This is a genomic window from Micromonospora sp. bgisy143 (genome assembly GCF_057708145.1).
The window spans coordinates 105,572-128,142 of record NZ_JBYIRN010000002.1; the positions used below are offsets into that span (position 1 = coordinate 105,572).

Sequence of the window (22,571 nt, forward strand, 5' to 3'; positions counted from 1 at the left end):
GGTGTACGGTGCCAGCATGCAGGGCACGGTGGCCAGCTACGACGCGGCGACACGCAGCGGCGTGCTGCTGCTCGACGACGGCACCGAGCTGCGCTTTCCCGCCCGGGCGTTCGACGCCTCCGGCCTGCGGTTGCTCCGGCTCGGCCAGCGGGTGCGGATCGACACCGATCCCGACGGCGAGGTCGTCCGGGTGACATTGCCGACGATGAACTGAGCTGGCGGGCCCAAGTTCATTTTGCGTTAACTCGAATCGGGTGATTATGAGCGGGTGAGCACCCCTCGCGAGCACCCGGTCACCCCACCCGCCACCGACCCCCGCAACGGCGCCCGCATCCGCGGCACCGACGGCCGTTTCCGCCCGTCCCGGGCCGAACGGGCCGGCGCCGCCCGCGCCGACACGCTCGCCGACGACCCGGGAGGGGCCTCCTCCGGCCTGGACGAGGTCCTCGACCCCGCCGTGTCGACCACCGAGACGGACGGCCCGGCGGCCGGCGGCATCCAGCCGGCCCCGCCCTCCGCCGAGGACGACGCACCGGCGCCGGCCCCGCTGCCGGAGGACCGTTTCCTCAACCGGGAGCTGTCCTGGCTCGACTTCAACGCGCGGGTGCTCGCCCTCGCCGAGGACCAGCGCACTCCCCTGCTGGAGCGGGCCAAGTTCCTGGCGATCTTCGCGAGCAACCTGGACGAGTTCTACATGGTGCGGATCGCCGGCCTGAAGCGGCGGCTCTCCGCCGGCCTGCCGGTACGCGGAGGCGACCGCCTCCCCCTACGGACGCAGCTCGAACTGATCGCCGAGCGGACCGCCGAGCTGGTCGCCCGGCACGCCGCCTGCTTCGTCGACGACGTCCTGCCCCGGCTGGCCGAGCAGGACGTCCGCATCCTGCGCTGGGGTGACCTCGGCGACCCCGAGCGGGAGCGGCTGCGCACCTACTTCCGGGAGCACATCTTCCCGGTGCTCACCCCGCTCGCGGTGGACCCGGCGCACCCGTTCCCGTACATCTCGGGCCGTTCGCTGAACCTGGCGGTGGCCGTCCGCGACCCGGACGGCGGCTCCGAGCTGTTCGCCCGGGTGAAGGTGCCCAACAACGTCCCGCGGTTCGTCCGCGTCGACCGGGACCAGCCGGGCGTCCGGATGCTGCCGGTCGAGGACCTGATCTCGGTGCACCTGGGTCAGCTGTTCAGCGGCATGCAGGTGGTCGAGTGCCACCTGTTCCGGGTGACCCGCAACGCCGAGGTGGAGGTCGACGAGGACCGCGACGAGGACCTGCTCCAGGCCCTCGAACGGGAGCTGGCCCGGCGCCGGTTCGGCCCGCCGGTACGCCTGGAGGTCGCCGCGTCCATCTCCGATCACATGCTGGAACTGCTCGTCCGCGAACTGGACATGGACGACCAGGACGTGCTGCGGGTGCCCGGCCTGCTGGACCTGTCCGCGCTCTGGCAGGTGTACGGCGAGGCCGACCGCCCGGACCTGAAGGACCCGCCGTTCGTACCGGCCACGCACCCCCGGCTCACCGAGGGCGAGGTGCCGCGCAGCGTCTTCGCCACGCTGCGGGACGGGGACATCCTGGTGCACCACCCGTACCACTCGTTCGCGACGAGCGTGCAGCGCTTCATCGAGCAGGCCGCCGCCGACCCGAACGTGCTCGCCATCAAGCAGACCCTCTACCGGACCAGCGGCGACTCGCCGATCGTGGACGCCCTGGTCGACGCGGCCGCCGCCGGCAAGCAGGTGGTGGTGCTGGTCGAGGTGAAGGCGCGCTTCGACGAGGTGGCGAACATCGGCTGGGCCCGCACCCTGGAACGCGCCGGCTGTCACGTCGTCTACGGCCTCGTCGGGCTCAAGACGCACTGCAAGACCGCGTTGGTGGTCCGGCAGGAGGGCAACCAGATCCGCCGGTACTGCCACATCGGCACCGGCAACTACCACCCGAAGACCGCCCGACTGTACGAGGACTTCGGCATGCTCACCGCCGACCCGGAGATCGGGGCGGACCTCACCGACCTGTTCAACGTGCTGACCGGCTACAGCCGGCAGACCGCGTACCGGCGGCTGCTGGTCGCCCCGCAGGGCATCCGCAGCGGGCTGATCGAACGCATCGAGCGGGAGGTCGCGCACGTCCGCCTCGGCATGCCCGGCCTGGTCCAGTTCAAGGTCAACTCGCTGGTCGACGAGGAGGTGACCGACGCGCTGTACCGGGCCTCCCAGGCCGGCGTCCACGTCGACCTGCTCATCCGGGGCATGTGCACACTGCGGCCGGGCGTGCCCGGGCTGTCGGAGAACATCCGGGTCCGCTCGATCCTGGGCCGGTTCCTGGAACACTCCCGCATCTTCCGGTTCGGCAACAACGGCGAGGCCGAGTTCTGGATGGGTTCGGCCGACCTCATGCACCGCAACCTGGACCGGCGGGTGGAGGCTCTGGTGCAGGTGAGCGACCCGGTCGCCCGGGCCGAGCTGGACCATGTCATGACCGCCGCGATGAGCCCGGACATCGACGCGTTCGAGCTGGCCGGCGACGGCACCTGGACCCGGCGTACCGGCGGCGACGAGGCGGCCCGCGTGCATCTCCAGGAACTGTTGCTGCGCCGCGTCGGTGGCACGGCCGGCTGAGCGATCACCGCCTAGGCTGAGCTGATGGTCGAGGAGGAGCAGAAGTACGAGGTGGACGACACCTTCGTGCTGCCCGACCTGTCCGCCACCGCACCGGTCGGCGGCCGGGTCCGGGTGCTGCCGCCAATGACGCTGGTCGCCCGCTACCTCGACACGGTCGACCTGCGGCTGGCCCGCGCCGGGGCGTCGTTGCGCCACCGCGAGGGGGACGAGCCGCCGTGGACGGTGAAGCTCCCCACCGGCACGCCCGGCGTCCGGCACGAGATCTCCCGCGCCGGGCCCGCCGGGCAGCCGCCGCCGGAGCTGGTCGAGCTGGTCACCGTCCTGCACCGGGGCATGCCGCTGACGCCGGTGACGGTGGTACGCACCGTCCGGCACGCCCACGAGGTGTGCGCCGGGGACGGCACGGTGCTCGCCGAGGTGGTGGACGACCGGGTGAGCGTCCTCGACCACACCGGGGCCGTCACGAGCACCTTCCGCGAGGTGGAGGTGGAGCGCAAGGCCGGCGACCGCGAGCTGCTGGGCCGCATCGGGTCGGCGCTGCGCGACGCCGGGGCGCGGGCCGGGGCGTTCACCCCGAAGCACGTACGCGCCCTGGGGCCGGGAGCGCAGGCCGAACCCGACCTGGTCGCGCCGGGCGAGCTGGCCGACGATCCGAGCGCCGGGGACGTGGTCACCGAGGCGGTCCGCAAGGAGGTCCGCCGGCTGCTGGCAAACGATCCCCTGGTACGACTGGGCGGCCCGACCGGCGGCGACAGCGCCGTACACCAACTGCGGGTGGCCTGCCGACGGCTGCGCAGCGACCTGCGGACCTTCCGGCCCCTGGTGCGCCGGAGCTGGGCCCGTCCGCTGCGCGACGAGTTGCGCTGGCTGGCCGGGGTGCTCGGTGGGGCGCGCGACGCCGAGGTGCTGCGCGAACGGTTGCGGCGCACCGCCACCGCCGACCCGCTCAGCCCGCTCGACCCGGACGCGGTCGACCGGCTTGACGACGCGCTCGCGCAGCGGCAGCGGCAGGCGCTCGCGGCCATCGACGAGGCACTACGCTCGCCGCGCTACCTGGCCCTGGTGGACGCCCTGGTGCTGGCCGCCCGGGCGCCCCGGCTCACCCGGCGGGCGGCCACCCCGGCGGCCCGTACGCTGCCCAAGCTGGTGGCCCGCCCGTGGCGGCAGCTCACCGGCCCGGACGGCGTCGACGGGCTCGACCCGCTCGCGCCCGACGACCGCTGGCACGCCGTCCGCAAGCAGGGCAAACAGGCCCGGTACGCGGTCACCGCCGTCCTCCCGGCGGTCGGCAGGGACGCGCGTCGGCTGGCCCGCGCGCTGGCCCGGGTCCAGGACGTGCTCGGTGAGCACCAGGACGCCGCGGTGGCCGCCGAGACCTGGCTCGCCCTCGCCGCCGAGCGGCCCGACGACCACGGGTTGGCGGTCACCGCCGGGCGGCTGGCCGAGCGGGAACGCGACACCGTCCACCAAATGCGGGCCCGGTTCCCCGACGCGTGGCACCGGGCGACCCGGCGACGGCGGACCCGATGGCTGCCGTGACCGGCATCCGGGCCGCCGGTGGGGTCTGCTGGCGACCGACCGACGCCGGTGTCCGGGTCTGCGTCGTGCACCGCCCGCGCTACGGCGACTGGACGCTGCCCAAGGGCAAGCTGGAGAAGGGCGAGCACCCGCTCGTCGCGGCGGTCCGCGAGGTGGCCGAGGAGGCCGACGTGCGGGGCGTACCGCAGGTGCGGCTGCCGTCGGTGCGCTACCGCAGCGAGGGGCAGGCCAAGCTGGTCGACTACTGGTCGATGCTCGCCGTCGCCGAGGGTGGTTTCCAGCCGGGCACCGAAGTCGACGACCTGCGGTGGCTGACCGTGGACGAGGCGATCCGACTGGTCAGCTACCCGCACGACGCCGAGGTGCTGACCGCGTTCGCCGCGCTGCCGCCGGTGACCGCGACAATCGCGCTGGTCCGGCACGGGCACGCCGGCCGGCGGGCCACCTGGACCGGTCCGGACACCGCCCGGCCGCTCGATGACGAGGGCTGGGCCCAGGCGTACGCGCTGGCGCCGCTGATCGCCACGGTCCGACCGGCCCGGCTGCTGTCGGCCTCGGCGCGCCGCTGCGTACAGACCCTGGACCCGGCCGCCGCGCTGCTCGACCTGCCCATCGAGGTCTGCGGCGACCTGGACGAGCCGCAGCCGGGCCAGCAGCGCGACGAACGGGTGCTGGCCACCGCCGCCCAACTGCTGGAACTGGCCTACGCCGGCGGACAGGTGGCGGTGTGCAGCCAGGGCAAGGTGCTGCCCGGCGCGCTGGAACGGTTGACCGGCCGCGCCGACGAGGACTTCACCACCGCCAAGGGCGGCGGCTGGCTGCTCGCCTTCGCCGGCGAACGACTGCTCGGCACCGACCGCCTGTGACGCCCCGATCCGCCGGACAACGCCGCTAACCGGGCGGCAGTGTGAGGGTCACCGCCACCGGCAGGTGGTCGCTGGCCTCGCCGCGCGGCGCGACCGGGTCGGCCGCCGTCAGACCGGGTGAGACGAAGACGTGGTCGATCTGCGTACGGGGATCGTCGGCGGGGCTGGTCGCCAACGGTCGGGCAGCCGCCAACGCGTCCTTGAGACCCGCTGCGGTGAACTGCCCGAACGCCTCGTCCCCCGGCTCGGTGTTCAGGTCGCCGGCCACCACGAGCGGGTTGCCCGCCGCGTAACGGACGGCGAAGTCGGCGACCGTCCGGGCCTGGACCACCGGTCCCCGGTCGGGCGGCGGCTGCAGGTGGGTGCTCACCACGGCGGTACGCACGCCGTGACTGAGGTCGAGGGTCACCGCGAGGGCCTGTGCGCCGGTCGGCGCACCGACGGCCGGCAACGGCAGGGACCGCGGCGCGGTCACCGGCCAGCGGCTCAGCACCGCGTCTCCCCACACCGGGTCGGCGGCCGGCCCGAAGACGTACGGCATGCCCAGCCGGTCGGACAGCAGGTCCAGCGTGTCGTGGCCGCCATTGAGCAGCCAACCCCGGTCCACCTCGCTGAGCAGCACCACGTCGGGCCGCTGCCGGTCGATGGCGGCGGTCAACCCGGCCAGGTCGAACCGGCCGTCCAGCCCGAAGCCCATCCGGATGTTGTACGCCACCACCCGCAGCCGCTCCGGTGGGCCGTCCCGGTTGCTGGCCGCCGGAAGTTCCTCGGCGAGGATCGGCGCCAGCAGGGCCAGCGCGGTCACCACTGCCGTGGTCGGCAGGGGCGCCAACGGTCCGAGAAGCCGCAGGCCGGTGGGACGGGCCGTCAGGGCCACCACGGCGACCACCCCGGCCACCACCACCGGCACGGCGGCGTTGGGGTAGCCGAGGTCGTAGGCCGAGTAGTAACCGATCGAGCCGACCACGAAGACGAGCATGCCGGCGGCCACCGCGTACCCCCGGCGGGCCGCCGCCCGCCGCCCGTCGCCCACCTCGTCCGCCCCGACCCGTTCGGGTCCGACGTCGTCGGTCCGGCCGACGCCATCGGTCAGAGCCAGGCAGGCACCGAGGCCGACGGCGCTGAGCAGCATGGCCGCGACCAGTAGGTCGCCACGGTCGAGGGCGAAGAGCAGCGCGCCCGCCAGCAGGGCCACCGGCCCGAGCGGTCGGGTCCACCGCCGGGCCGGGCCCACCAGGGCGGCCAGCAGAAAGCCGGCGACCGCCACCGGCACCGGCGCCAGGCCGAACAACGGTGAACGGGCGACCGACCCACCCGCTTCCAGGTACGACATCCCGGCCTGCGCCAGGGCCGGCGCGAGAGCCACCATGCCGGACAGCAGCAGCGTCGGCCCGAACAGCAGCCACGAGCGGGCACCGGCGGGGCCGGGCGGCGCCGCCGGCAGGGCCGCGTCGAGCAGGAACAGCGCCACCGCGACGACGCTGATCAGCCAAGCGGCCCAGCCGCCGCGCCAGACGAGGTCGTAGGTGTCCAGCAGCGCGTGACCGACGGCGTTGACCGCGAGCCCGAGCGCCAGCCCCGGCACCGGACGGTCGGTGCCGGCGGCGACGCCGACCAGCCACACCAGCCCGGCCAGCAGCCCCGTGCTGGCCAACCAGAGTTGCGGACGGCCGCCGGGGGTCGCGGTGAGGGCGAGACGGGCCACGGCCAGCACCACGGCCGCGACGACCGTCACCGGACGGGCACCGACCCGGCGGACCAGCGCCGGAGCGGCCAGCGCCAGGACGAACCAGCCGAGCGCGAACGCGCCCATCAGCTCGGCGGGGGTGGAGGCGGCCTGCCCGAAGATGGTGATGATCCCGGGTAGCCAGACGCGCAGCACGTCGATGAGCAGGATGACGCCCAACGCGAGCGATGAGGTGGTGAGCTGGCGGTAGCGCACCGGCGCCCCACTTCCCGTCGACGGACCGGTCCGAAGGGGGAACCGGCACGGCGATTCTGCGCGTACGGTCCGGTCGGGTCAACGGTTCCGGCACGCACGAGGGGCGCCCACCACCCGGTGGACGCCCCTCGTCGCTCGGTCAGCGCTTGCTGGCCGCCTTCTTGGCCGGAGCCTTCTTCGCCGGAGCCTTCTTGGCCGCCGTGCTCTTGCTCGCCGCCGCGGTGGTCTTCTTCGCCGTGGTCGACTTGGTGGCCGCGGCGCTCTTCTTCGCCGGGGCGGTCTTCTTGCTGGCGGCCTTGGTGGCCGTGGCGGTCTTGCTCGCCTTGGCCGGGGCGGTCTTCTTGCTCGCCGCCTTGGTCGCCGTGGCGGTCTTGCTCGCCTTGGCCGGAGCGGTCTTCTTGCTCGCCGCCTTGGTGGCGGTGGCCTTGGTGCCCGTCGCCTTGGTGCCGGTGGCCTTGGTGCCGGTCGCCTTGGCCGTGGTGGTCGCCGTCTTCTTCGCCGCCACCGTGGCCTTCGGCACCTTGCCGCTGGCCACCATCTCCTTGAACCCGGCGCCGGGACGGAAGGTCGGGACAGATGTCTTCTTGACCTTCACCGCCTCGCCGGTACGCGGGTTGCGCGCTGTTCGTGCGCCACGGACACGCTTTTCGAATGCTCCGAATCCGGTGATCGCCACCTTCTCGCCCTTGGTGACCGCCGCCTGGACCTCAGTGAGGACCGCGTCGAGCGCGGCCGTCGCCGTTTTCCGGTCCCCCAGGCGAACGGCGAGCGCCTCGATGAGCTCGGCCTTGTTCACGACTTCCTCCCGATTGTGCAACTGACTCGACGCGAGCCATTCTGCGCGCACCGTATGCCCTGTAGTGCCTGGACACAAACATTCGGCGGAAAAAAGCCCTTGTGTCGTAACGGATTCGCCCCCACCGGTTGGACCGGTGAGGGCGAAATCCGATGTGTGGGTGGGCGTACGGCTATGCCACCGAGGGCAGGAACGGCAGTCGGGTGGCCTCGTACGAGTCGATGTCGGCGGCGTGTCGGAGGGTGAGTCCAATGTCGTCCAGGCCCTCCATCAGCCGCCAACGGCTGAAGTCGTCCAGCGGGAACGACCAGGTCGCGTCCCCGGCCCGGAGCTGTCGGGCGGTCAGGTCGACGGTCACCGGCGTGGTCGGATCGGCCTCGACGAGATCCCACAACTCCTCGACGGCTTTCAATTCCAGCTCGACCGGCAGCAGGCCCTCCTTGAGTGCGTTGCCGCGGAAGATGTCACCGAAGCGCGGCGACACCACAGCGCGGAAGCCCCAGTCCCGCAGCGCCCAGACGGCGTGCTCGCGCGAGGATCCGGTGCCGAACTCCGGCCCGGCGACGAGGATCGACGCCCCGGAATAGGTTTCATCGTTGAGCACGAATGCCGGATCTTCCCGCCAGGCGTTGAACAGCCCGTCGGCGAAGCCGGTTCGGGTCACCCGCTTGAGGTACACCGCCGGGATGATCTGATCCGTGTCCACGTTGGACCGGCGCAGTGGCACGGCCGTACCGGTGTGGGTGGTGAACTTGTCCATCTCGTCGGTCCCTTCTACAGGTCGGCGGGGGCGGCCAGCCGGCCGACCACGGCGGTGGCGGCGGCGACCGGCGGGGACACCAGATGGGTACGTCCGCCCCGGCCCTGCCGGCCCTCGAAGTTGCGGTTGGAGGTGGAGGCGGAGCGCTCCCCCGGCTTGAGCGTGTCCGGGTTCATGCCCAGGCACATCGAGCAACCGGCGAACCGCCACTCGGCGCCCGCGTCGGCGAAGACCTTGTCCAGCCCTTCGGCCTCGGCGGCCTCGCGGACGGCGGCCGAGCCGGGCACCACGAGCATCCGGACCCCGTCGGCGACCCGGTGCCCGCGCAGCACGTCGGCGGCGGCCCGCAGGTCCTCCAGCCGGCCGTTCGTGCAGGAGCCCACGAAGACCACGTCGATCGGCAGCTCCCGCAGCGGGGTGCCCGGGCGCAGATCCATGTACTCCAGGGCCCGACGGGCGGCAGCGCGCTCCGCGTCGGTGGTGAACTCCTCCGGGTCGGGCACCGGCGCGCTCAGCGGCGCACCCTGCCCCGGGTTGGTGCCCCAGGTGACGAACGGCGTGATCCGGCTGGCGTCCAGCGTCACCTCGGCGTCGAAGCGCGCGCCCTCGTCGGTGGGCAGCGTCCGCCACCAGTTGAGCGCCGCGTCCCAGTCGGCGCCCTGCGGCGCGTTCGGCCGACCCTTGAGGTACGCGAAGGTGGTCTCGTCCGGCGCGATCATGCCGGCCTTGGCGCCCCACTCGATGGACATGTTGGCGATCGTCATCCGCCCCTCCATGGAGAGGTTGCGGATCGCCTCACCGCGGTACTCCACGATGTGCCCCCGGCCACCGCCGGTGCCGACCTGGGCGATCAGCGCGAGGACCAGGTCCTTCGCGGTGACGCCCGGCGCGAGCCGGCCGGTGACGTTCACCGCCATCGTCTTCGGTCGGCTCTGCGGCAGCGTCTGGGTGGCCAGCACGTGCTCCACCTCGCTGGTGCCGATGCCGAAGGCGAGCGCCCCGAACGCGCCGTGGGTGGCGGTGTGCGAGTCGCCGCAGACGATCGTCATGCCCGGCTGGGTGAGCCCGAGCTGCGGGCCGATGACGTGCACGATGCCCTGGTTGTCGTCGCCGAGCGGGTGCAGTCGCACCCCGAACTCGGCGCAGTTGCGGCGCAGCGTCTCGATCTGCGTACGCGACGTCGGGTCCGCGATGGTGAGCAGGTCACCACGGCGGGACCGGAACGACGGATCGGCGTACCCGGTCGGGGTGTTGTGGTCCTCGGTCGCGAGGGTCAGGTCGGTACGACGCACCCGGCGCCCGGCGAGCCGGAGCCCGTCGAACGCCTGCGGGCTGGTCACCTCGTGCAGCAGGTGCAGGTCGATGAAGAGCAGGTCCGGCTCACCAGCGGCGGACCGTACGACGTGCGCGTCCCAGACCTTCTCGGCCAGGGTCCTCGGCTCAGGAGTGACTCCCACCATCTGGACATCCTAAATTCTGGGAGGTAAGTTTCGGCTTGTGGGACACAGTATGAGCGGTGTCGGCGTTCTCGACAAGGCGGTGGTCATCCTGGCCGCCTGTGTCGACGGCGCCAGCCTTGCCGAACTCGTTGAACGCACCAAGCTGCCCCGGGCCACCGCACACCGGTTGGCGCAGGCCCTGGAGATCCACCGGATGCTGGTCCGGGACACACAGGGCCGTTGGCGCCCCGGGCCCCGGCTCGGCGAGCTGGCCAACGCCGCACCGGACGTCCTGCTGACCGCCGCCGAGCCGCTGCTCGCCGCGCTGCGGGACGCCACCGGTGAGAGCGCCCAGCTCTACCTGCGCCGCGCGGACGAGCGCATCTGCGTGGCCGCCGCCGAGCGCGCCAGCGGCCTGCGGGACACCGTCCCGGTAGGCTCGGTGCTGCCCATGACGGCCGGTTCGGCAGCCCAGATCCTGCTCGCCTGGGAGCCGCCGGAGGCGGTGATGCCGCTGCTGCCGCGCAGCAAGTTCACCGGCCGCACGCTGGCCGAGGTACGCCGCCGGGGGTGGGCGCAGAGCGTCGCCGAGCGAGAGGCCGGTGTGGCGAGCGTCTCCGCGCCGATCCGGGACCGCACCGGCCGCGTGATCGCCTCGATCAGCATCTCCGGTCCGATCGAACGCCTCGGCCGCCGCCCCGGCGAACGCCACGCCATGGCCGTGGTGAGAGCCGGCCAACGCCTCTCCGGCCTCTAACCCCTCTACCGTCCGTCCCCCACCCTGGGCCCCTCGGTTGATCATGAAGTTATCGCCACCCGCGCCGGCGTGTCGCGCCGCTAACTTCATGATCAACGGGGGCAGGGCCGGTTCTCGGGGGTCCGCCCGCCTGGGTTCCTGGTGATCAAGAGGTTGGCGTCACGACACGCCGTCTCGGTGACGCGAACCTCTTGATCACCGGGGCGGTCCGGACCCTCCGGGGGGCGGAGGCCGGGTGGGGTGGGGGTGGCGGGCCAGGGGTGGGAACGAGGAAGGCTCACCTCGCTGGGCGAGGTGAGCCTTCGGTTGTAGCCCCGACCGGATTCGAACCGGCGCTACCGCCTTGAGAGGGCGGCGTCCTGGGCCGCTAGACGACGGGGCCAGAACTTTCCTGTTCACCACCCTCGCGGGCGGTGCGGCTCGTAGTCTAGCGGCACCGCCCGCGAGGGTGGGAACGGGGTACGGGCAACGGCCGCGTGTGCCACCGCCCAGATCGACTCGGGTTCCGTGAACTCGGCCGATCAGCGGGCTCAGGACACCACGCCTTCCTGCAAGCCGAGTCGATCAAGCAGGGCCGCGAACAGACCCGGCCGAGGACACGAAACAGCCCGCCTCACCGCAGTGAGACGGGCTGTGCACGATGTAGCCCCGACCGGATTCGAACCGGCGCTACCGCCTTGAGAGGGCGGCGTCCTGGGCCGCTAGACGACGGGGCCAGAACAACATTCGCTCCCCCACCCGAACGGGTGGAGGAGCTGCACTCTTCCGAAGACCGCCCTCCGCCCCCGTGGGGACGGAGGAGAACTCCGTCAGAATCCAGCGTCCGGGATTCTCGCGAATCCCAGCTGCGCTGGGGTACCAGGACTCGAACCTAGACTAACTGAACCAGAATCAGTCGGGCTGCCAATTACCCCATACCCCATCGGCCCCTTGCGGCGCCGGGAGTGAACATTACCCTCCCGGTGCCGACAGGCCAAATCCGATCCCCCCGAACCACCCTTGAGCTGCGGAAACAGGGGCATCGGACCGATCAGGCGACAGGCACCACCGGGTTGCTGAGCTCGCCGATGCCCTCGATCCGCACGGTGACCGTATCCCCCTCGACGAGCGGGCTAACCCCCGCCGGCGTGCCGGTGAGCACGACGTCGCCGGGCAGCAGCGTCATCACGTGCGAGATGTACGACACCAGGCCGGGCACGTCGAAGACCATGTCCTTCGTCCGGCCGAGCTGGCGTACCTCCATCTCGTCGGGGTTGCGACCGACCTCACACCGGATCTCCAGGTCGGAGACGTCGAGCCCGGTGGTGATCCAGGGCCCGATCGGGCAGAACGAGTCGAAGCCCTTGGCGCGGGTCCACTGCCCGTCCGTGCGCTGCAGATCCCGGGCGGTCACGTCGTTGGCGCAGGTGTAGCCGAAGATGGCGCGTTCGGCGGCGGCGCGGTCGGCCCGGCGGGCACCCGGGGCGCCGATCACGACGGCCAACTCCGCCTCGTGCTCCACCTGCTTGGAGAAGATCGGCAACCGGATGGCGTCCCGGGGACCGATCACCGAGGTGGACGGCTTCAGGAAGAGCAGCGGCTCCTTGGGCACGTCGTTGCCGAGCTCGGCGGCGTGGTCGGCGTAGTTGCGGCCCACGCAGACCACCTTGCTGGGCAGGATCGGCGAGAGCAGCCGGACGTCGGAGAGGGCCCAGCGGGCCCCACTGAAGGTGAGCTGGCCGAACGGGTGACCCTCGATCTCGGCGATGGTCAGGCCCTGCGGCCCGGCCTCCGGTTCACCCTCGACGGCCCCGAACGACATTCCCTTGGCATGAGCGAAACGAGCGATACGCACCCGGCCAATCTAGCCCCGCGAACGCGTCCACCGGCCACAACGCCGGGCGGGTGTGCGCAACCCGTCACCGGCGCGGCACCCTAGCGCAGGTCGGGACGGCGGAGGCGGGATTCCGCACTTCGTACCCGCACGGAGGCCGGGCCGCCCTAGCGTCGGCTCCGGAGGTTCGTTCGTATGCCTGCATCGACACGACACCACAGAGCCCTCGCAGTGTTCGTACACTGCCTCGGCATCCTCGCCGCCGTGCCGGCCCTGCCCGCGGCGGCCCCGGAGGCGGCGGCCGCGCCACGACCGGCGGCCGTCACGCCACCGCCGACCGTGCCACCACCGGCGGCCGGCACACCACGACCAGCCGCGCCGCCGCCCACAGCCGCGCCGCCGGCGACGACCGGGCCGACGGCGGTCGGACCGGCGGTGCCGGTGGCCGCGCGGGCGACCAGCGCGGAGCCCACGCCGCCATCGGCGCCACCGGCGGTGGCGACGCCCACCCGGGCGGTCGTGCCGGCGCCCCCGCCGCCGGTCACGGTGGCGGTCGCGCCGGAGAGCAGCCCGGCGCCGCGGTACCGGATCCACGTCCGCAACGTGGGCAACTCGCCGGTCGACACCACGGTCCGTCAGGAGCTGCCGTCCGGGTCGTCGGCGACCGCGATCAGCGCGGGCGGACGGTCCAATCGCTCCGGCGGGTCGGCCGAGGTGACGTGGCGGTTGCGGCTGCCGGCGCACAGCAGCACGACACTGGGCACGGCCCTGACCGCGACCGCGCCGGGCCAGCCGCTGACCGCGCCGGCCTGCGCGTTCACCAGTGACGGCAGCCGACCGTACGACTGCGCCACCGCCACCTGGCAGGCGGCGGCCGCCGCACCGGCCGCGGAGGTCACCGAGGCGCCGCCGTGGCGGCGGTACCCGGTGCTGCTGGCCGGGTTGGGGATCCTGCTGCTGATCGGCACCGTCGTGACCTGGGTGTGGCGTCGTCGACGACGCGGACCGCGGGTCACCGCCGCCGCCCTGGCCGGCGGGGCGGCGGACGGTGGACGCGGCACGATCTACCCGCGTCCGGCGACGCCGAGCCCGCGCCGACGTCGGCGTACCCCGCCGGTCTGGCTGCTGGTCGGCGGCGCGGTGGTGGTCCTGGCCGGGGTGATCGGCACGGCCGGCTGGACGGCGACCCGGCAGGTCTCGTCGATCGACACCCAGAAGCAGCCGACCAGCGGCGCGTGGCGGGGCACCGGGGTCTCCGGACCGATGGGCGTGCCGCTGCGGGAGTCCGCGTTCGAGTTCACCGTCTACCGGATGACGTGCGGCGCGGCGGGCAGCGCAGCCACCGCCCCGGGAGCCAGCGCTCCCCCTCCGGGCGCGCGGAGCTGTCAGGCCACCGTGGGTGTGCGCAACCTCACCGGGGCCCAGCAGCCCTGGCACGGCCAGCTGCAACGCGCCTACCTGCCCGGCAACCGGTGGGTGAGCACGGACGAGTCGGCCACCCGGGCGGCCAACCTGGGCCGGGACGTCTTCGCCAACCCGGTGGCGGCGGGCAGTCGGGTGGTGCTCCCGCTGGTCTTCACCGTCGACGGGCGGGACCCGCCCCGGCAGCTCGAGCTGCGCAGCGGGGTGTTCTCCGCCGGCGTCCGGGTGCAGATGCCCTGACCGGTGTGCGGGCGGCGGTCGTACCCTGGGTTCCGTGACCGCCGCCCTCGCCCCCGCCGTGCTCGACGCGGCGACCTGGCAGGCCCGTCGCCGGGCCCACGAGGAGCGGGCGGACGCCTGGCTGACGCCGCACCTGGCGCGGCGGCGTCGGGGTGAGCGGCATCCGGTGGCGGACTTCCTCTTCACCTACTACTCGCACCGGCCGGCCCAGCTACGCCGCTGGCATCCCGGCGCGGGGGTCGAGCTGCGCGACGCCGACCCGGCCGAGTTCGGCCGGGACTACCGCGCCACGTCCGTCGGGGTCACCCTCGACACCGAGGGGGTACGCGTCAGACGCGGCGATTCGATCGCGTGGATCCGTTCGCTGCTGGAGGCCACCGCGGGCCGGGCGCCGCACTTCGGCTGCTTCGGGATGCACGAGTGGGCGATGGTGTACCGGCAGACCCGCGAGGAGCTGCGCCACAACGCCTGGCCGCTGCGGCTGGACCCGGAGCGGACCGCCGCGGTGGTCGAGGAGCGCGGCGTGCGGTGCAGCCACTTCGACGCGTACCGGTTCTTCACCCCACCGGCCCGGCCGTTGAACCTGCTCAACCCGACCCGCGAGACGCAGCACGCGAACGAGCAGCCGGGTTGCCTGCACGCCAACATGGATCTTTACAAGTGGGCGTACAAGCTGTCGCCGCTGGTCCCGTCCGAGCTGGTGGCGGACTGTTTCGAGTTGGCCCGCGAGATCCGCACGCTGGACATGCGGGCCAGCCCGTACGACCTGGCGGCGCTCGGTCACCCGCCGGTGCGGGTGGAGACGCCGGAGGGTCGGGCCGAGTACGCGACGGCGCAGCGCGGTTTCGCCGACCGCGCGGCCGTGCTCCGCGACCGGCTGCTCGCCGCCATCCCCTAGCGGACGGGGTGTCAGCGCGGGCGGGCCCGCAGGCCGTCGAGGAGCAGCGCGACGACCGCGTCGAGATCGTCGTCGAGGCCCGGCTCGTCCCACTCCGGTCGGTGCGACGGGTGGTGGAAGCGGGCGGTGGCCTGGAGCAGCGCGCGGCCGGCCACCGCCGGGTCGGGCACGGTGAACTCGCCGGTGGCCACCCCGTCGGCGACGATCAGGCTGAGCTGACCGGCGAGGACCTCCAGGTGGTTGGCGACCGCCCCCTCGGAGAGCGTGGCGAGCTGGTGAAAGTTGTCGAACAGCTCCGGGTCCTCGCGGGCCATCCGCCGCTTGGTGCCACTCAGTTCGGCCAGCCACCGGCGCAGCCGCTCAGCGGCCGGCCCGGAGCCGGTGGCGACGTCGATCAGCGGGGTCGACACCCGGGCCAGCCAGCGTTCGGCGACCGCCTCGCGCAGCGCGGCCTTGCTGGCGAAGTGCCGGTAGACGCTGCCGTGGCTGACGCTCAGCGCGCGGGCCACGTCGAGCACGGTGGCCTTCGCCGGGCCGTACCGGCGCAGCACCTCCTCGGCGGTGTCGAGGATGCGATCGGCGGTCAGGGCGGTGGCGTCGCTCATCGTCCCAGCCTCCCTGACGCCGCCGCCGGTCGTGGCGCGACCCCCGGGCGAGCGGTCGCGCCACGACGGGACGTTCATGCCCGCTCGCTGTCCAGCATCGCCATCTGCGCCTCGCCGTAGCGGCTGCCGGCCACCGCGTCGGACGGTACGGCGGCCTCGATCGCGGCCAGGTCGGCCTCGGTCAGGGTGACCGTCGCGGCGCCGAGCGCCTCGGTCAGCCGCTCCCGGCGGCGCGCGCCGATCAGCGGCACGATGGTCTCGCCCCGGGACAGCACCCAGGCGATGGCGATCTGTGCCACGGTCACGCCCCGCGCCTCGGCGACGGCGCGCAGGGCGTCCACCAGGGCGAGGTTGCGGTCCAGGTTCGCGCCGGTGAACCGGGGCAGGTCGGTGCGGAAGTCGCGGGCGGTGGTCTGCCGCTGCGGCGTCCAGTGACCGCTGATCAGGCCCCGGGACAGCACCCCGTACGCGGTGATGCCAACGCCCAGCTCACGGGCGGTGGGCAGGATCGCGGTCTCGGGGTCGCGGGAGATCAACGAGTACTCGATCTGGAGGTCGGCGACGGGGTGCACGGCGTGCGCCCGCCGCAGCGTCTCGGCGCTCACCTCGGACAGCCCGATGTGCCGGATGTGGCCCGCCTTGACCAGGTCGGCCAGGGTGCCCATCACGTCCTCGACCGGCACGTCCGGCGCGAGCCGGGCCGGGCGGTAGATGTCGACGTGGTCGGTGCCGAGTCGGCGCAGCGTGTAGGCCAGGAAGTTCTTGATCGCGGCGGGTCGCAGGTCGTGGCCGATCCAGTTGCCGTCGACGTCGCGCAGGGCGCCGAACTTGACGCTGATCACCGCGTTGTCCCGGTTGCGGCCGCGCAGGGCGTCGCGCAGCAGCATCTCGTTGTGACCCATGCCGTAGAAGTCGCCGGTGTCGAGCAGGGTGATGCCGGCGTCCAGGGCGGCGTGGATGGTGGCGATGCTCTCGGCCTCGTCGGCGGGGCCGTACAGGTCGGACATGCCCATCAGGCCGAGCCCGAGGGCGGAGACGGTGGGGCCGGTGCTGCCGAGGGTGCGGGTGTCCATGGGTCTTCCTCTCACGTGGGGTACCCGAGAGACAGTACACCGATCGGCTGACAGATTCCAGATTCTGTCACTCAATAGCGCGCGGATGCCGTCGAGGTGAAGCTCGGTTCCGGCTACTCGCCGTCGACGCGGCGGTCGCGCTTGCGCTGCGACTGGCGCTTCTTCTCAGCCAACCGGCGTTCCTTCGCGCCCCGTGACGGCCTGGTCGCCCGGCGCGGGGGCGGCGGCGGGGCGGCCGCCTCGCGCAGCAGCGCGACCATCCGCTCGCGGGCCGCCTCCCGGTTGGCGAGTTGCGCCCGGTGCTCGCTGGCCGCGATCGTCAACACGCCGTCCACCAGGCGGTTGGCCAGACGCGCCAACGCCCGCGCCCGCAGCGACTCGGGCACGGCCGGTGAGTTCGCCAGGTCGTAGCTCAGCTCGACCCGGGAGTCGGCGGTGTTCACGCCCTGCCCACCGGGGCCCGACGAACGGGAGAAGCGCTCCCGCAGCTCGCCGGCGGGGACGACCCACCGGTCGGTCACCCGCAGTCCGTCGTCCACGTCCCGAGGCTAGCCCGCCGGCGGTCGCACCGGGTCACCGGTGCGACGGCTCACCCCGCGTCGTGGACGAGGTGGGCGCCGGGCCGGCGGTCTCGTCGTCCGAACCCACCGCGGCGTACGCCACCGCGCCGAACAGCAGCAACCCCACCACCGCGGCCTTCACGGCCACCCCGCGGATCAGCAACCACGCGCCACGGCGAGCGCCGGGCACCGAGTTCTTCGCGGTCCGGTAATCGGTCCACCCGCGCCGTGCGCGGGCGTACGCCGACCCCACCGCCCATCCGATGACCAGGCCCACCAGCAGGAGGACCGGAAGAAGAGGACGCTCCACCTCAGCCAGTATCCAGACCGAGCGTCATATTTCCATGGTCCGATGACGTCCGGCCGGATATCCGACACTGGCGGCGGCCGGTGGGGCCATTCGTGCTGCTCAGCCGCCCTTGCCGATGATCGTGTCGGCGGTCTGCTGGACCTGGTCGATGGGGATGGCGAAGCCGATTCCGATCGAGCCGTTGCCGTCGATGGTGGCGATGGCGGTGTTCACCCCGACCACCTCGCCCCGGGCGTTGACCAACGGCCCGCCCGAGTTACCGGGATTGATGGACGCGTCGGTCTGCACCGCCCGATGCCGGTTGTTACCCAACCGCACCTGCCGGTCCAGCGCGCTGACGATGCCCGCGGTGACCGTCCCGGACAGGCCCAACGGTGAACCCACCGCGAGCACCGGCTCACCGACCCGGGTGGCGCCCGGCTTGGCCAGCGGCAACGGCGCCAGCCCGGCCGACGGTGGCACCTTCAGCACCGCCAGGTCACTGCGCGCCTCCCGGCCGACCACCTCGGCCTCGTACCGGCGGCCGTCGGGCAGCTCCACCGTCACCGGCCCGCCACCGCCCTTGGCCAGGATGTGGTCGTTGGTGACCAGGTGCTGCTGGTCGTCAATGGCGAAACCCGAGCCCGTCGCGGACCCGCCGTTCGCGCCGCCGGCGAGCACCGACACCACACCGGGCACGGTCCGTTCGGCGGCGGTGACCAGTTCCGCCGGCACCGGTGCGGCGGACGCGGCGGCGGGCCCGCCGGCGCCGTCCCGGCTGGCCACCACACCCCCGGCCAGCGCGCCCGAGACGGCGGAGACCGCCACGATCGCCAGCGCGGCGAGCAACCGACCGGGCCGCCGCCCGCCCGGGTCACGTCCCGACCCGGGCGCGTCCCACCACCCTCGCCCGTCCGGGTCGAGATCCGGCGAGATGAACCAGGGACCGCGCGGTTCGCCCAGTCCGGTCTGCACTGCCATGCGTACTCCTCACGGTCGACGTCGACGCTGCGGGTCAGGGCAGCCGGGAGAACCAGCGCATCGATCCGGCGGCGGCCCCCATCGCGAACACCAGTCCGAGGCCGATGAACCGCGCCGAGACGTCCTGGCGTTCGGTGCGGTAGCCGACCGAACTGCCGATGTCGTCGTAGACCGCGCGCAGTTCGTCGACGGTGCTGGCCTCGTGGAACATCCCGCCGGTCTCGTCGGCGACGGCCCGGAGCGTCTGCCCGTCGACCGGTACCTGGATCGGCCGTCCGCCCCGGTCCACGAACCCGGACGGGGTGCCGAAGGAGATCGCGTGCACCGGCACCTTGGCCTCGACGGCCTCCGCCGCCGCCTCCATCGGGTCCATTCCCGACGTGTTGGCCCCGTCCGAGAGCAGGATGATCCGGGCCGGCGGTGGTTCCTTCGCGGCCGCGCTGTCCAGGCTCTTCACCGCACCGAGCGAGGTGTTGATGGCCTCACCGATGGCGGTGCCCTGGACCCCGGTCACCCCCTCGGCCAGCCGACCGATGCCCTCGTCCAGGGCGTCCCGGTCGGTGCCCGGCGGCACCAGCACGGCGGCGCTGCCGGCGAACGCGACGAGCCCCACGTTGAACTCGTCGGGCAGGCCGTCGACGAACCGCCGGGCGGCCTGCTTCGCCGCCGCCAGCCGGTCCGGCTCGACGTCGGTGGCGAGCATCGAGGTGGACACGTCGACGGCCACCATCACGGTGGCGCGCTCGCGGGGTACCCGTACCTCGGCGGTGGGCCGGGCGAAGCCGACCACCAGCAGTGCCAGCATGGCCAGGAAGAGCCCGGCCGGTACGTGCCGCCGCCAGGCCGGTCGTTCGGGCGCCACCCGGTCGAGCAGCCGCAGGTTGGTGAAACGGACGGCGTAGCGGGCGCGTCCACGCTGCATCACCAGGTACGCGACGACAAGCGCGAGCACGCCCACCAGCAGCCAGAGCCGCAGCGGGGACTCCCAGCTCACGCGACACCTCCCCGGGCGGCCCCGGCCGGCGCGGCGGCCATCCGGCGCTGGGCGTGCACGTGCCGGACGATGTCCGCGCTGACGTCCCGGTCGGTCCGCAGCGCCAGGTGGGTCGCCGCGCTCCGGCGCAACGCCGCTCGGACCTGGTCCCGCTGGGCGGCGGCAGCCGCGGCGTAGCGCTCTCGCAGGCGGCGGTCCGATGTGCACACCTCGCGGCGGCGGCCGGTCTCCGGGTCGACGAGCGTGATCAGGCCGACGTCGGGCAGTTCCAGCTCGCGCGGGTCGGTCACCTCGATCGCCAGCACCTGGTGGCGCGCGGACAGCCGGCGCAGGGTCCGCTCCCAGGGCGGCGGCTCGTCGGGATCGTCCGGCAGTCCGTCGAGGAAGTCGGAGACCACCACGACGAGTCCACGCTGGCGGGCCACCCGGTGCAGCGCGTCCAGCCCGTCGGCCAGCTCCGGAGCCGGCGTCGCCGACCGAGGCCCCGGCCGGTGGGTGGGCACGGTGGCTCGCGGGGCCGCCAGCAACGCCCGCAGCAGACCGAGCAGATGGGTACGCCCGCAGCGGGCCGGGAAACGGCGCATCCCGTCGGCGCTCAGCACCTGCGCGCCCAACCGGTTGCCGACGCCGGCGGTCAGGAAGCCGACGGCCGCCACCGCGGTCACCGCCAACTCCCGTTTGTCCAGCTCGGCGGTGCCGAACTCCATGCTGGCGCTGGAGTCGACGAGCAGCCAGGTGGTCAGTTCCCGGTCGGCGTCGACCTGGCGGACGTGCGGCACGGCGGTCCGGGCGGTCACCGCCCAGTCCATCCGGCGGACCTCGTCCTCCCCCGGCCGGTACTCCCGGCTGCCGGCGGGTTCGCTTCCCGCCCCGGGCAGCAGGCCACGGTACTGACCGTGCAGCAGACCGTCGAGTCGCCGGGTGACGGTCAGTTCGAGCCGGCGCAGCCGCGCATCGGGGGTCAGCTCGGCCAGGCCGGGGTGGGGCGGGGTGTCCACCGACGGACGGCCGGCGCGCCTCATGCCGCCGCCAGGTCGGCGGTCTGCTGGGGGTGCCCGGTGGCCACCCGGGGCGGTGGCACCGCCTCCACCAGCCGCCGGATGATGCTCTCGGCCGAGACCCCATCGGCCACGGCGTCGAAGGAGAGCACCAGCCGGTGGGACAGGACGTCCACCGCCAACTCCCGGACGTCCTCGGGCAGCACGTACTCCCGCCCGCGCAGCAGCGCCTGCGCCCGGGCGGCGGCGACCAGGCCCAGCGTGGCCCGAGGGCTGGCGCCGTACGCGAGCAGCGGGGCGATGTCGGCCAGGCCGAACCGGGCCGGGTCGCGGGTGGCGAGGATCAGCCGTACCACGTACTCGGCCAGGGCGTGGTGCACGAAGATCCGCTCGGCGAGCCCCTGGAGGTGTTGCAGTCGCTCCGGGTCGAGCACCTGGCGCGGGCTGGGCCGGTCGCTGCTCATCCGGTAGAGGATCGCCAGCTCGTCGGCGTCGCTGGGGTAGTCGACGACCACCTTCATGAGGAACCGGTCGCGCTGCGCCTCGGGGAGCTGGTAGACCCCCTCGGACTCGATGGGGTTCTGGGTGGCCAGCACCAGGAACGGCGCCGGTACCGGCCAGCTGCGCCCGCCGATGGAGACCTGCCGTTCGGCCATCGCCTCCAGCAACGCCGACTGGACCTTCGCGGGCGCCCGGTTGATCTCGTCGGCCAGCACCAGGTTCGCCATGATCGGACCCAGCTCGATGTCGAAGGTCTCCTTCGAGGCCCGGTAGATCCGGGTGCCGACGATGTCGGAGGGGACCAGGTCCGGGGTGAACTGGATCCGGGAGAAGGTACCGCCGACCACGGTGGCGAGGGTCTGCGCGGCGAGGGTCTTGGCCACGCCGGGCACGCCCTCCAGCAGGCAGTGCCCGTTGGCGAGCAGTGCGGTGAGCAGACGCTCGACGAGCCGATCCTGCCCGACGATCACGCGTTTGACCTCGAAGAGGGTCTGTTCCAGCTCAGCGCCGGTCGGCTCGGGATCGACCGGGGTGGGCATGCTGGCCAGGGTGTCCGAGATGTCCGTCACGGTGCTTGCTTCCCGGGCGGGACCCCCGACAAACGTCGGATTGTGCGGGCCGGACCGGGCCGGAGCGCCCGCAACGGGCACGGGCCGCGCGAAAGAGTGACGAGCCACGCGAGCCGGTCGCGCGGGGCCGAATCACCCCGGGCTGGCCGGGAGGGCACAGACGTCGACACCGTCCCGGACGGCACAGACGTCGACAGCGTCCAGGGCGCGAACGCGATCCGGCCCCCGCGCGGGTGCGCGGGGGCCGGTCCTCGTCACCTCGCTCAGAAGGTGTGCGTGAGCAGCGTGAAGCCCAGGTCGGTCGGCACGCCGGCCGAGTTGTACGTCTGCACGAAGACCGCGTTCGGGGTGCTCAGCCGCGGGGCGACCGTGGCCTCGCCGGCGGGCGGGACGCAGCAGGCGTTGGCGCTCGAGATGGTCGCCAGGTAGGCGCCGGTCGAGACGTTCACGCCGAACTGGACCTCGTACTGGCCGGCGCCGTACTTGATGACCGTGCCGGTGCCGCGGACCTTGGTGCCGTTGGCGTTGACGACGGTGAAGTAGGTGGCCGTCGCCAGCGTGCTGGCGTCGCCGGCCTTCAGCGCGGCCTTGGCCTTGCGGGCCGACTCCGCCGTCACCGGTGGCTGGGTGTTCGTGGCGCGGGACGCCGGCTGGACGGCCGCCTGCGGCGCCTTCGCCGACGGCTGGGCGACGGCGATGCCCCCACCCGCCAGGGTGAGTGCCGCGACCGCGAACCCGATCGCTGCCGCCTTGCGTCGGAAGGATGTACTCATGACAGGTCCCCCTTGTGTGACCGTGCGAATTCGGCCGACCCGCGGGGCGGGACGGATAACTGCCGACAATGGAAGATACGGTTGATTTTCTCGGTGAATTTAACCGGCTCTGAGCTGGGATTACTACTCAGAGTTGCGTCGTTTC

Annotated in this window: 21 protein-coding genes and 3 tRNA genes; 7 read left to right on the forward strand and 17 right to left on the reverse strand. The window is 73.1% G+C overall.

Features of this window, described 5'->3' with window-relative positions:
* Positions 1-16 precede the first annotated feature (16 nt).
* Genes AC3EN4_RS03415 through AC3EN4_RS03430 form a run of 4 tightly spaced genes read left to right on the forward strand, consistent with a single transcriptional unit; the run spans position 17 to position 5,016 of the window.
* A complete protein-coding gene (locus AC3EN4_RS03415) occupies positions 17-214 on the forward strand; it encodes a cold-shock protein (protein ID WP_007456426.1) in 198 nt (65 codons plus the stop codon).
* A gap of 54 nt (positions 215-268) precedes the next feature.
* Complete coding sequence (locus AC3EN4_RS03420) at positions 269-2,608, forward strand: RNA degradosome polyphosphate kinase (RefSeq protein ID WP_435204468.1); 2,340 nt, start codon at positions 269-271, stop codon at positions 2,606-2,608.
* Positions 2,609-2,632: 24 nt separating this feature from the next.
* Positions 2,633-4,150, forward strand: a complete 1,518-nt coding sequence (locus tag AC3EN4_RS03425) for a CYTH and CHAD domain-containing protein (protein ID WP_435204469.1) — start codon at positions 2,633-2,635, stop codon at positions 4,148-4,150.
* Positions 4,138-5,016, forward strand: a complete 879-nt coding sequence (locus AC3EN4_RS03430; RefSeq protein ID WP_435204470.1) for an NUDIX hydrolase — start codon at positions 4,138-4,140, stop codon at positions 5,014-5,016. Before AC3EN4_RS03425 ends, AC3EN4_RS03430 begins: the two co-directional genes overlap by 13 nt.
* Positions 5,017-5,041: 25 nt before the next feature.
* On the opposite strand, the gene AC3EN4_RS03435 is transcribed toward AC3EN4_RS03430, so the two are convergent.
* From AC3EN4_RS03435 to leuC, 4 genes are all read right to left on the reverse strand, one after another.
* A complete protein-coding gene (locus tag AC3EN4_RS03435; RefSeq protein WP_435204471.1) occupies positions 5,042-6,958 on the reverse strand; it encodes an endonuclease/exonuclease/phosphatase family protein in 1,917 nt (638 codons plus the stop codon).
* A gap of 139 nt (positions 6,959-7,097) precedes the next feature.
* Positions 7,098-7,754: an HU family DNA-binding protein gene (locus AC3EN4_RS03440; RefSeq protein ID WP_422738726.1), complete on the reverse strand. Its 657-nt coding sequence runs from the start codon at positions 7,752-7,754 to the stop codon at positions 7,098-7,100.
* A gap of 172 nt (positions 7,755-7,926) precedes the next feature.
* Positions 7,927-8,514 (reverse strand): 3-isopropylmalate dehydratase small subunit, encoded by a 588-nt coding sequence (gene leuD, locus AC3EN4_RS03445; protein ID WP_422738725.1) that lies wholly within the window; start codon positions 8,512-8,514, stop codon positions 7,927-7,929.
* 14 nt (positions 8,515-8,528) lie between these two features.
* On the reverse strand, positions 8,529-9,974 hold the full coding sequence (leuC, locus tag AC3EN4_RS03450; protein ID WP_435204472.1) for a 3-isopropylmalate dehydratase large subunit: 1,446 nt from the start codon (positions 9,972-9,974) through the stop codon (positions 8,529-8,531).
* Between the two features lie 49 nt (positions 9,975-10,023).
* On the opposite strand from leuC, the gene AC3EN4_RS03455 reads away from it, so the two are divergent.
* The gene (locus AC3EN4_RS03455) at positions 10,024-10,710 is read left to right on the forward strand and encodes an IclR family transcriptional regulator (RefSeq protein ID WP_091671614.1); all 687 of its coding nucleotides are present in this window, start codon (positions 10,024-10,026) and stop codon (positions 10,708-10,710) included.
* Between the two features lie 309 nt (positions 10,711-11,019).
* Here the strand turns inward: AC3EN4_RS03455 and AC3EN4_RS03460 are convergent.
* From AC3EN4_RS03460 to AC3EN4_RS03475, 4 genes are all read right to left on the reverse strand, one after another.
* Positions 11,020-11,092 (reverse strand) — tRNA-Glu (locus AC3EN4_RS03460).
* Positions 11,093-11,353: 261 nt separating this feature from the next.
* Positions 11,354-11,426 (reverse strand) — tRNA-Glu (locus AC3EN4_RS03465).
* Positions 11,427-11,560: 134 nt separating this feature from the next.
* Positions 11,561-11,632 (reverse strand) — tRNA-Gln (locus AC3EN4_RS03470).
* 108 nt (positions 11,633-11,740) lie between these two features.
* Positions 11,741-12,544 carry a fumarylacetoacetate hydrolase family protein gene (locus AC3EN4_RS03475; RefSeq protein ID WP_422738723.1) on the reverse strand — a complete coding sequence of 268 codons (804 nt, stop codon included), beginning with the start codon at positions 12,542-12,544 and terminating at the stop codon, positions 11,741-11,743.
* 174 nt (positions 12,545-12,718) lie between these two features.
* On the opposite strand from AC3EN4_RS03475, the gene AC3EN4_RS03480 reads away from it, so the two are divergent.
* Together AC3EN4_RS03480 and AC3EN4_RS03485 are read left to right on the forward strand one after the other, a co-directional pair.
* Entirely contained in the window at positions 12,719-14,185 is a 1,467-nt protein-coding gene (locus AC3EN4_RS03480; protein ID WP_435204473.1) for a hypothetical protein, read from the forward strand.
* A 34-nt stretch (positions 14,186-14,219) separates the two neighbouring features.
* Positions 14,220-15,083, forward strand: a complete 864-nt coding sequence (locus AC3EN4_RS03485; RefSeq protein ID WP_435204474.1) for a 3-methyladenine DNA glycosylase — start codon at positions 14,220-14,222, stop codon at positions 15,081-15,083.
* Positions 15,084-15,094: 11 nt separating this feature from the next.
* On the opposite strand, the gene AC3EN4_RS03490 is transcribed toward AC3EN4_RS03485, so the two are convergent.
* The 9 genes from AC3EN4_RS03490 to AC3EN4_RS03530 form a co-directional block, all read right to left on the reverse strand.
* Positions 15,095-15,688, reverse strand: coding sequence for a TetR/AcrR family transcriptional regulator (locus tag AC3EN4_RS03490; protein ID WP_435204475.1), 594 nt, complete (start codon positions 15,686-15,688; stop codon positions 15,095-15,097).
* Positions 15,689-15,762: 74 nt separating this feature from the next.
* Positions 15,763-16,761 (reverse strand): aldo/keto reductase, encoded by a 999-nt coding sequence (locus tag AC3EN4_RS03495; protein WP_435204476.1) that lies wholly within the window; start codon positions 16,759-16,761, stop codon positions 15,763-15,765.
* A gap of 113 nt (positions 16,762-16,874) precedes the next feature.
* The gene (arfB, locus tag AC3EN4_RS03500; RefSeq protein WP_344353450.1) at positions 16,875-17,300 is read right to left on the reverse strand and encodes an alternative ribosome rescue aminoacyl-tRNA hydrolase ArfB; all 426 of its coding nucleotides are present in this window, start codon (positions 17,298-17,300) and stop codon (positions 16,875-16,877) included.
* 34 nt (positions 17,301-17,334) lie between these two features.
* The gene (locus AC3EN4_RS03505; protein WP_422738718.1) at positions 17,335-17,631 is read right to left on the reverse strand and encodes a hypothetical protein; all 297 of its coding nucleotides are present in this window, start codon (positions 17,629-17,631) and stop codon (positions 17,335-17,337) included.
* A gap of 99 nt (positions 17,632-17,730) precedes the next feature.
* Positions 17,731-18,591, reverse strand: coding sequence for a S1C family serine protease (locus tag AC3EN4_RS03510; protein ID WP_435204477.1), 861 nt, complete (start codon positions 18,589-18,591; stop codon positions 17,731-17,733).
* Between the two features lie 34 nt (positions 18,592-18,625).
* Entirely contained in the window at positions 18,626-19,585 is a 960-nt protein-coding gene (locus tag AC3EN4_RS03515; protein ID WP_435204478.1) for a VWA domain-containing protein, read from the reverse strand.
* The gene (locus AC3EN4_RS03520) at positions 19,582-20,607 is read right to left on the reverse strand and encodes a DUF58 domain-containing protein (RefSeq protein ID WP_435204479.1); all 1,026 of its coding nucleotides are present in this window, start codon (positions 20,605-20,607) and stop codon (positions 19,582-19,584) included. Before AC3EN4_RS03520 ends, AC3EN4_RS03515 begins: the two co-directional genes overlap by 4 nt.
* Positions 20,604-21,653 carry an AAA family ATPase gene (locus AC3EN4_RS03525; protein WP_435204480.1) on the reverse strand — a complete coding sequence of 350 codons (1,050 nt, stop codon included), beginning with the start codon at positions 21,651-21,653 and terminating at the stop codon, positions 20,604-20,606. Before AC3EN4_RS03525 ends, AC3EN4_RS03520 begins: the two co-directional genes overlap by 4 nt.
* A 263-nt stretch (positions 21,654-21,916) precedes the next feature.
* Positions 21,917-22,426, reverse strand: a complete 510-nt coding sequence (locus AC3EN4_RS03530; protein WP_435204481.1) for a hypothetical protein — start codon at positions 22,424-22,426, stop codon at positions 21,917-21,919.
* Positions 22,427-22,571: the final 145 nt, after the last annotated feature.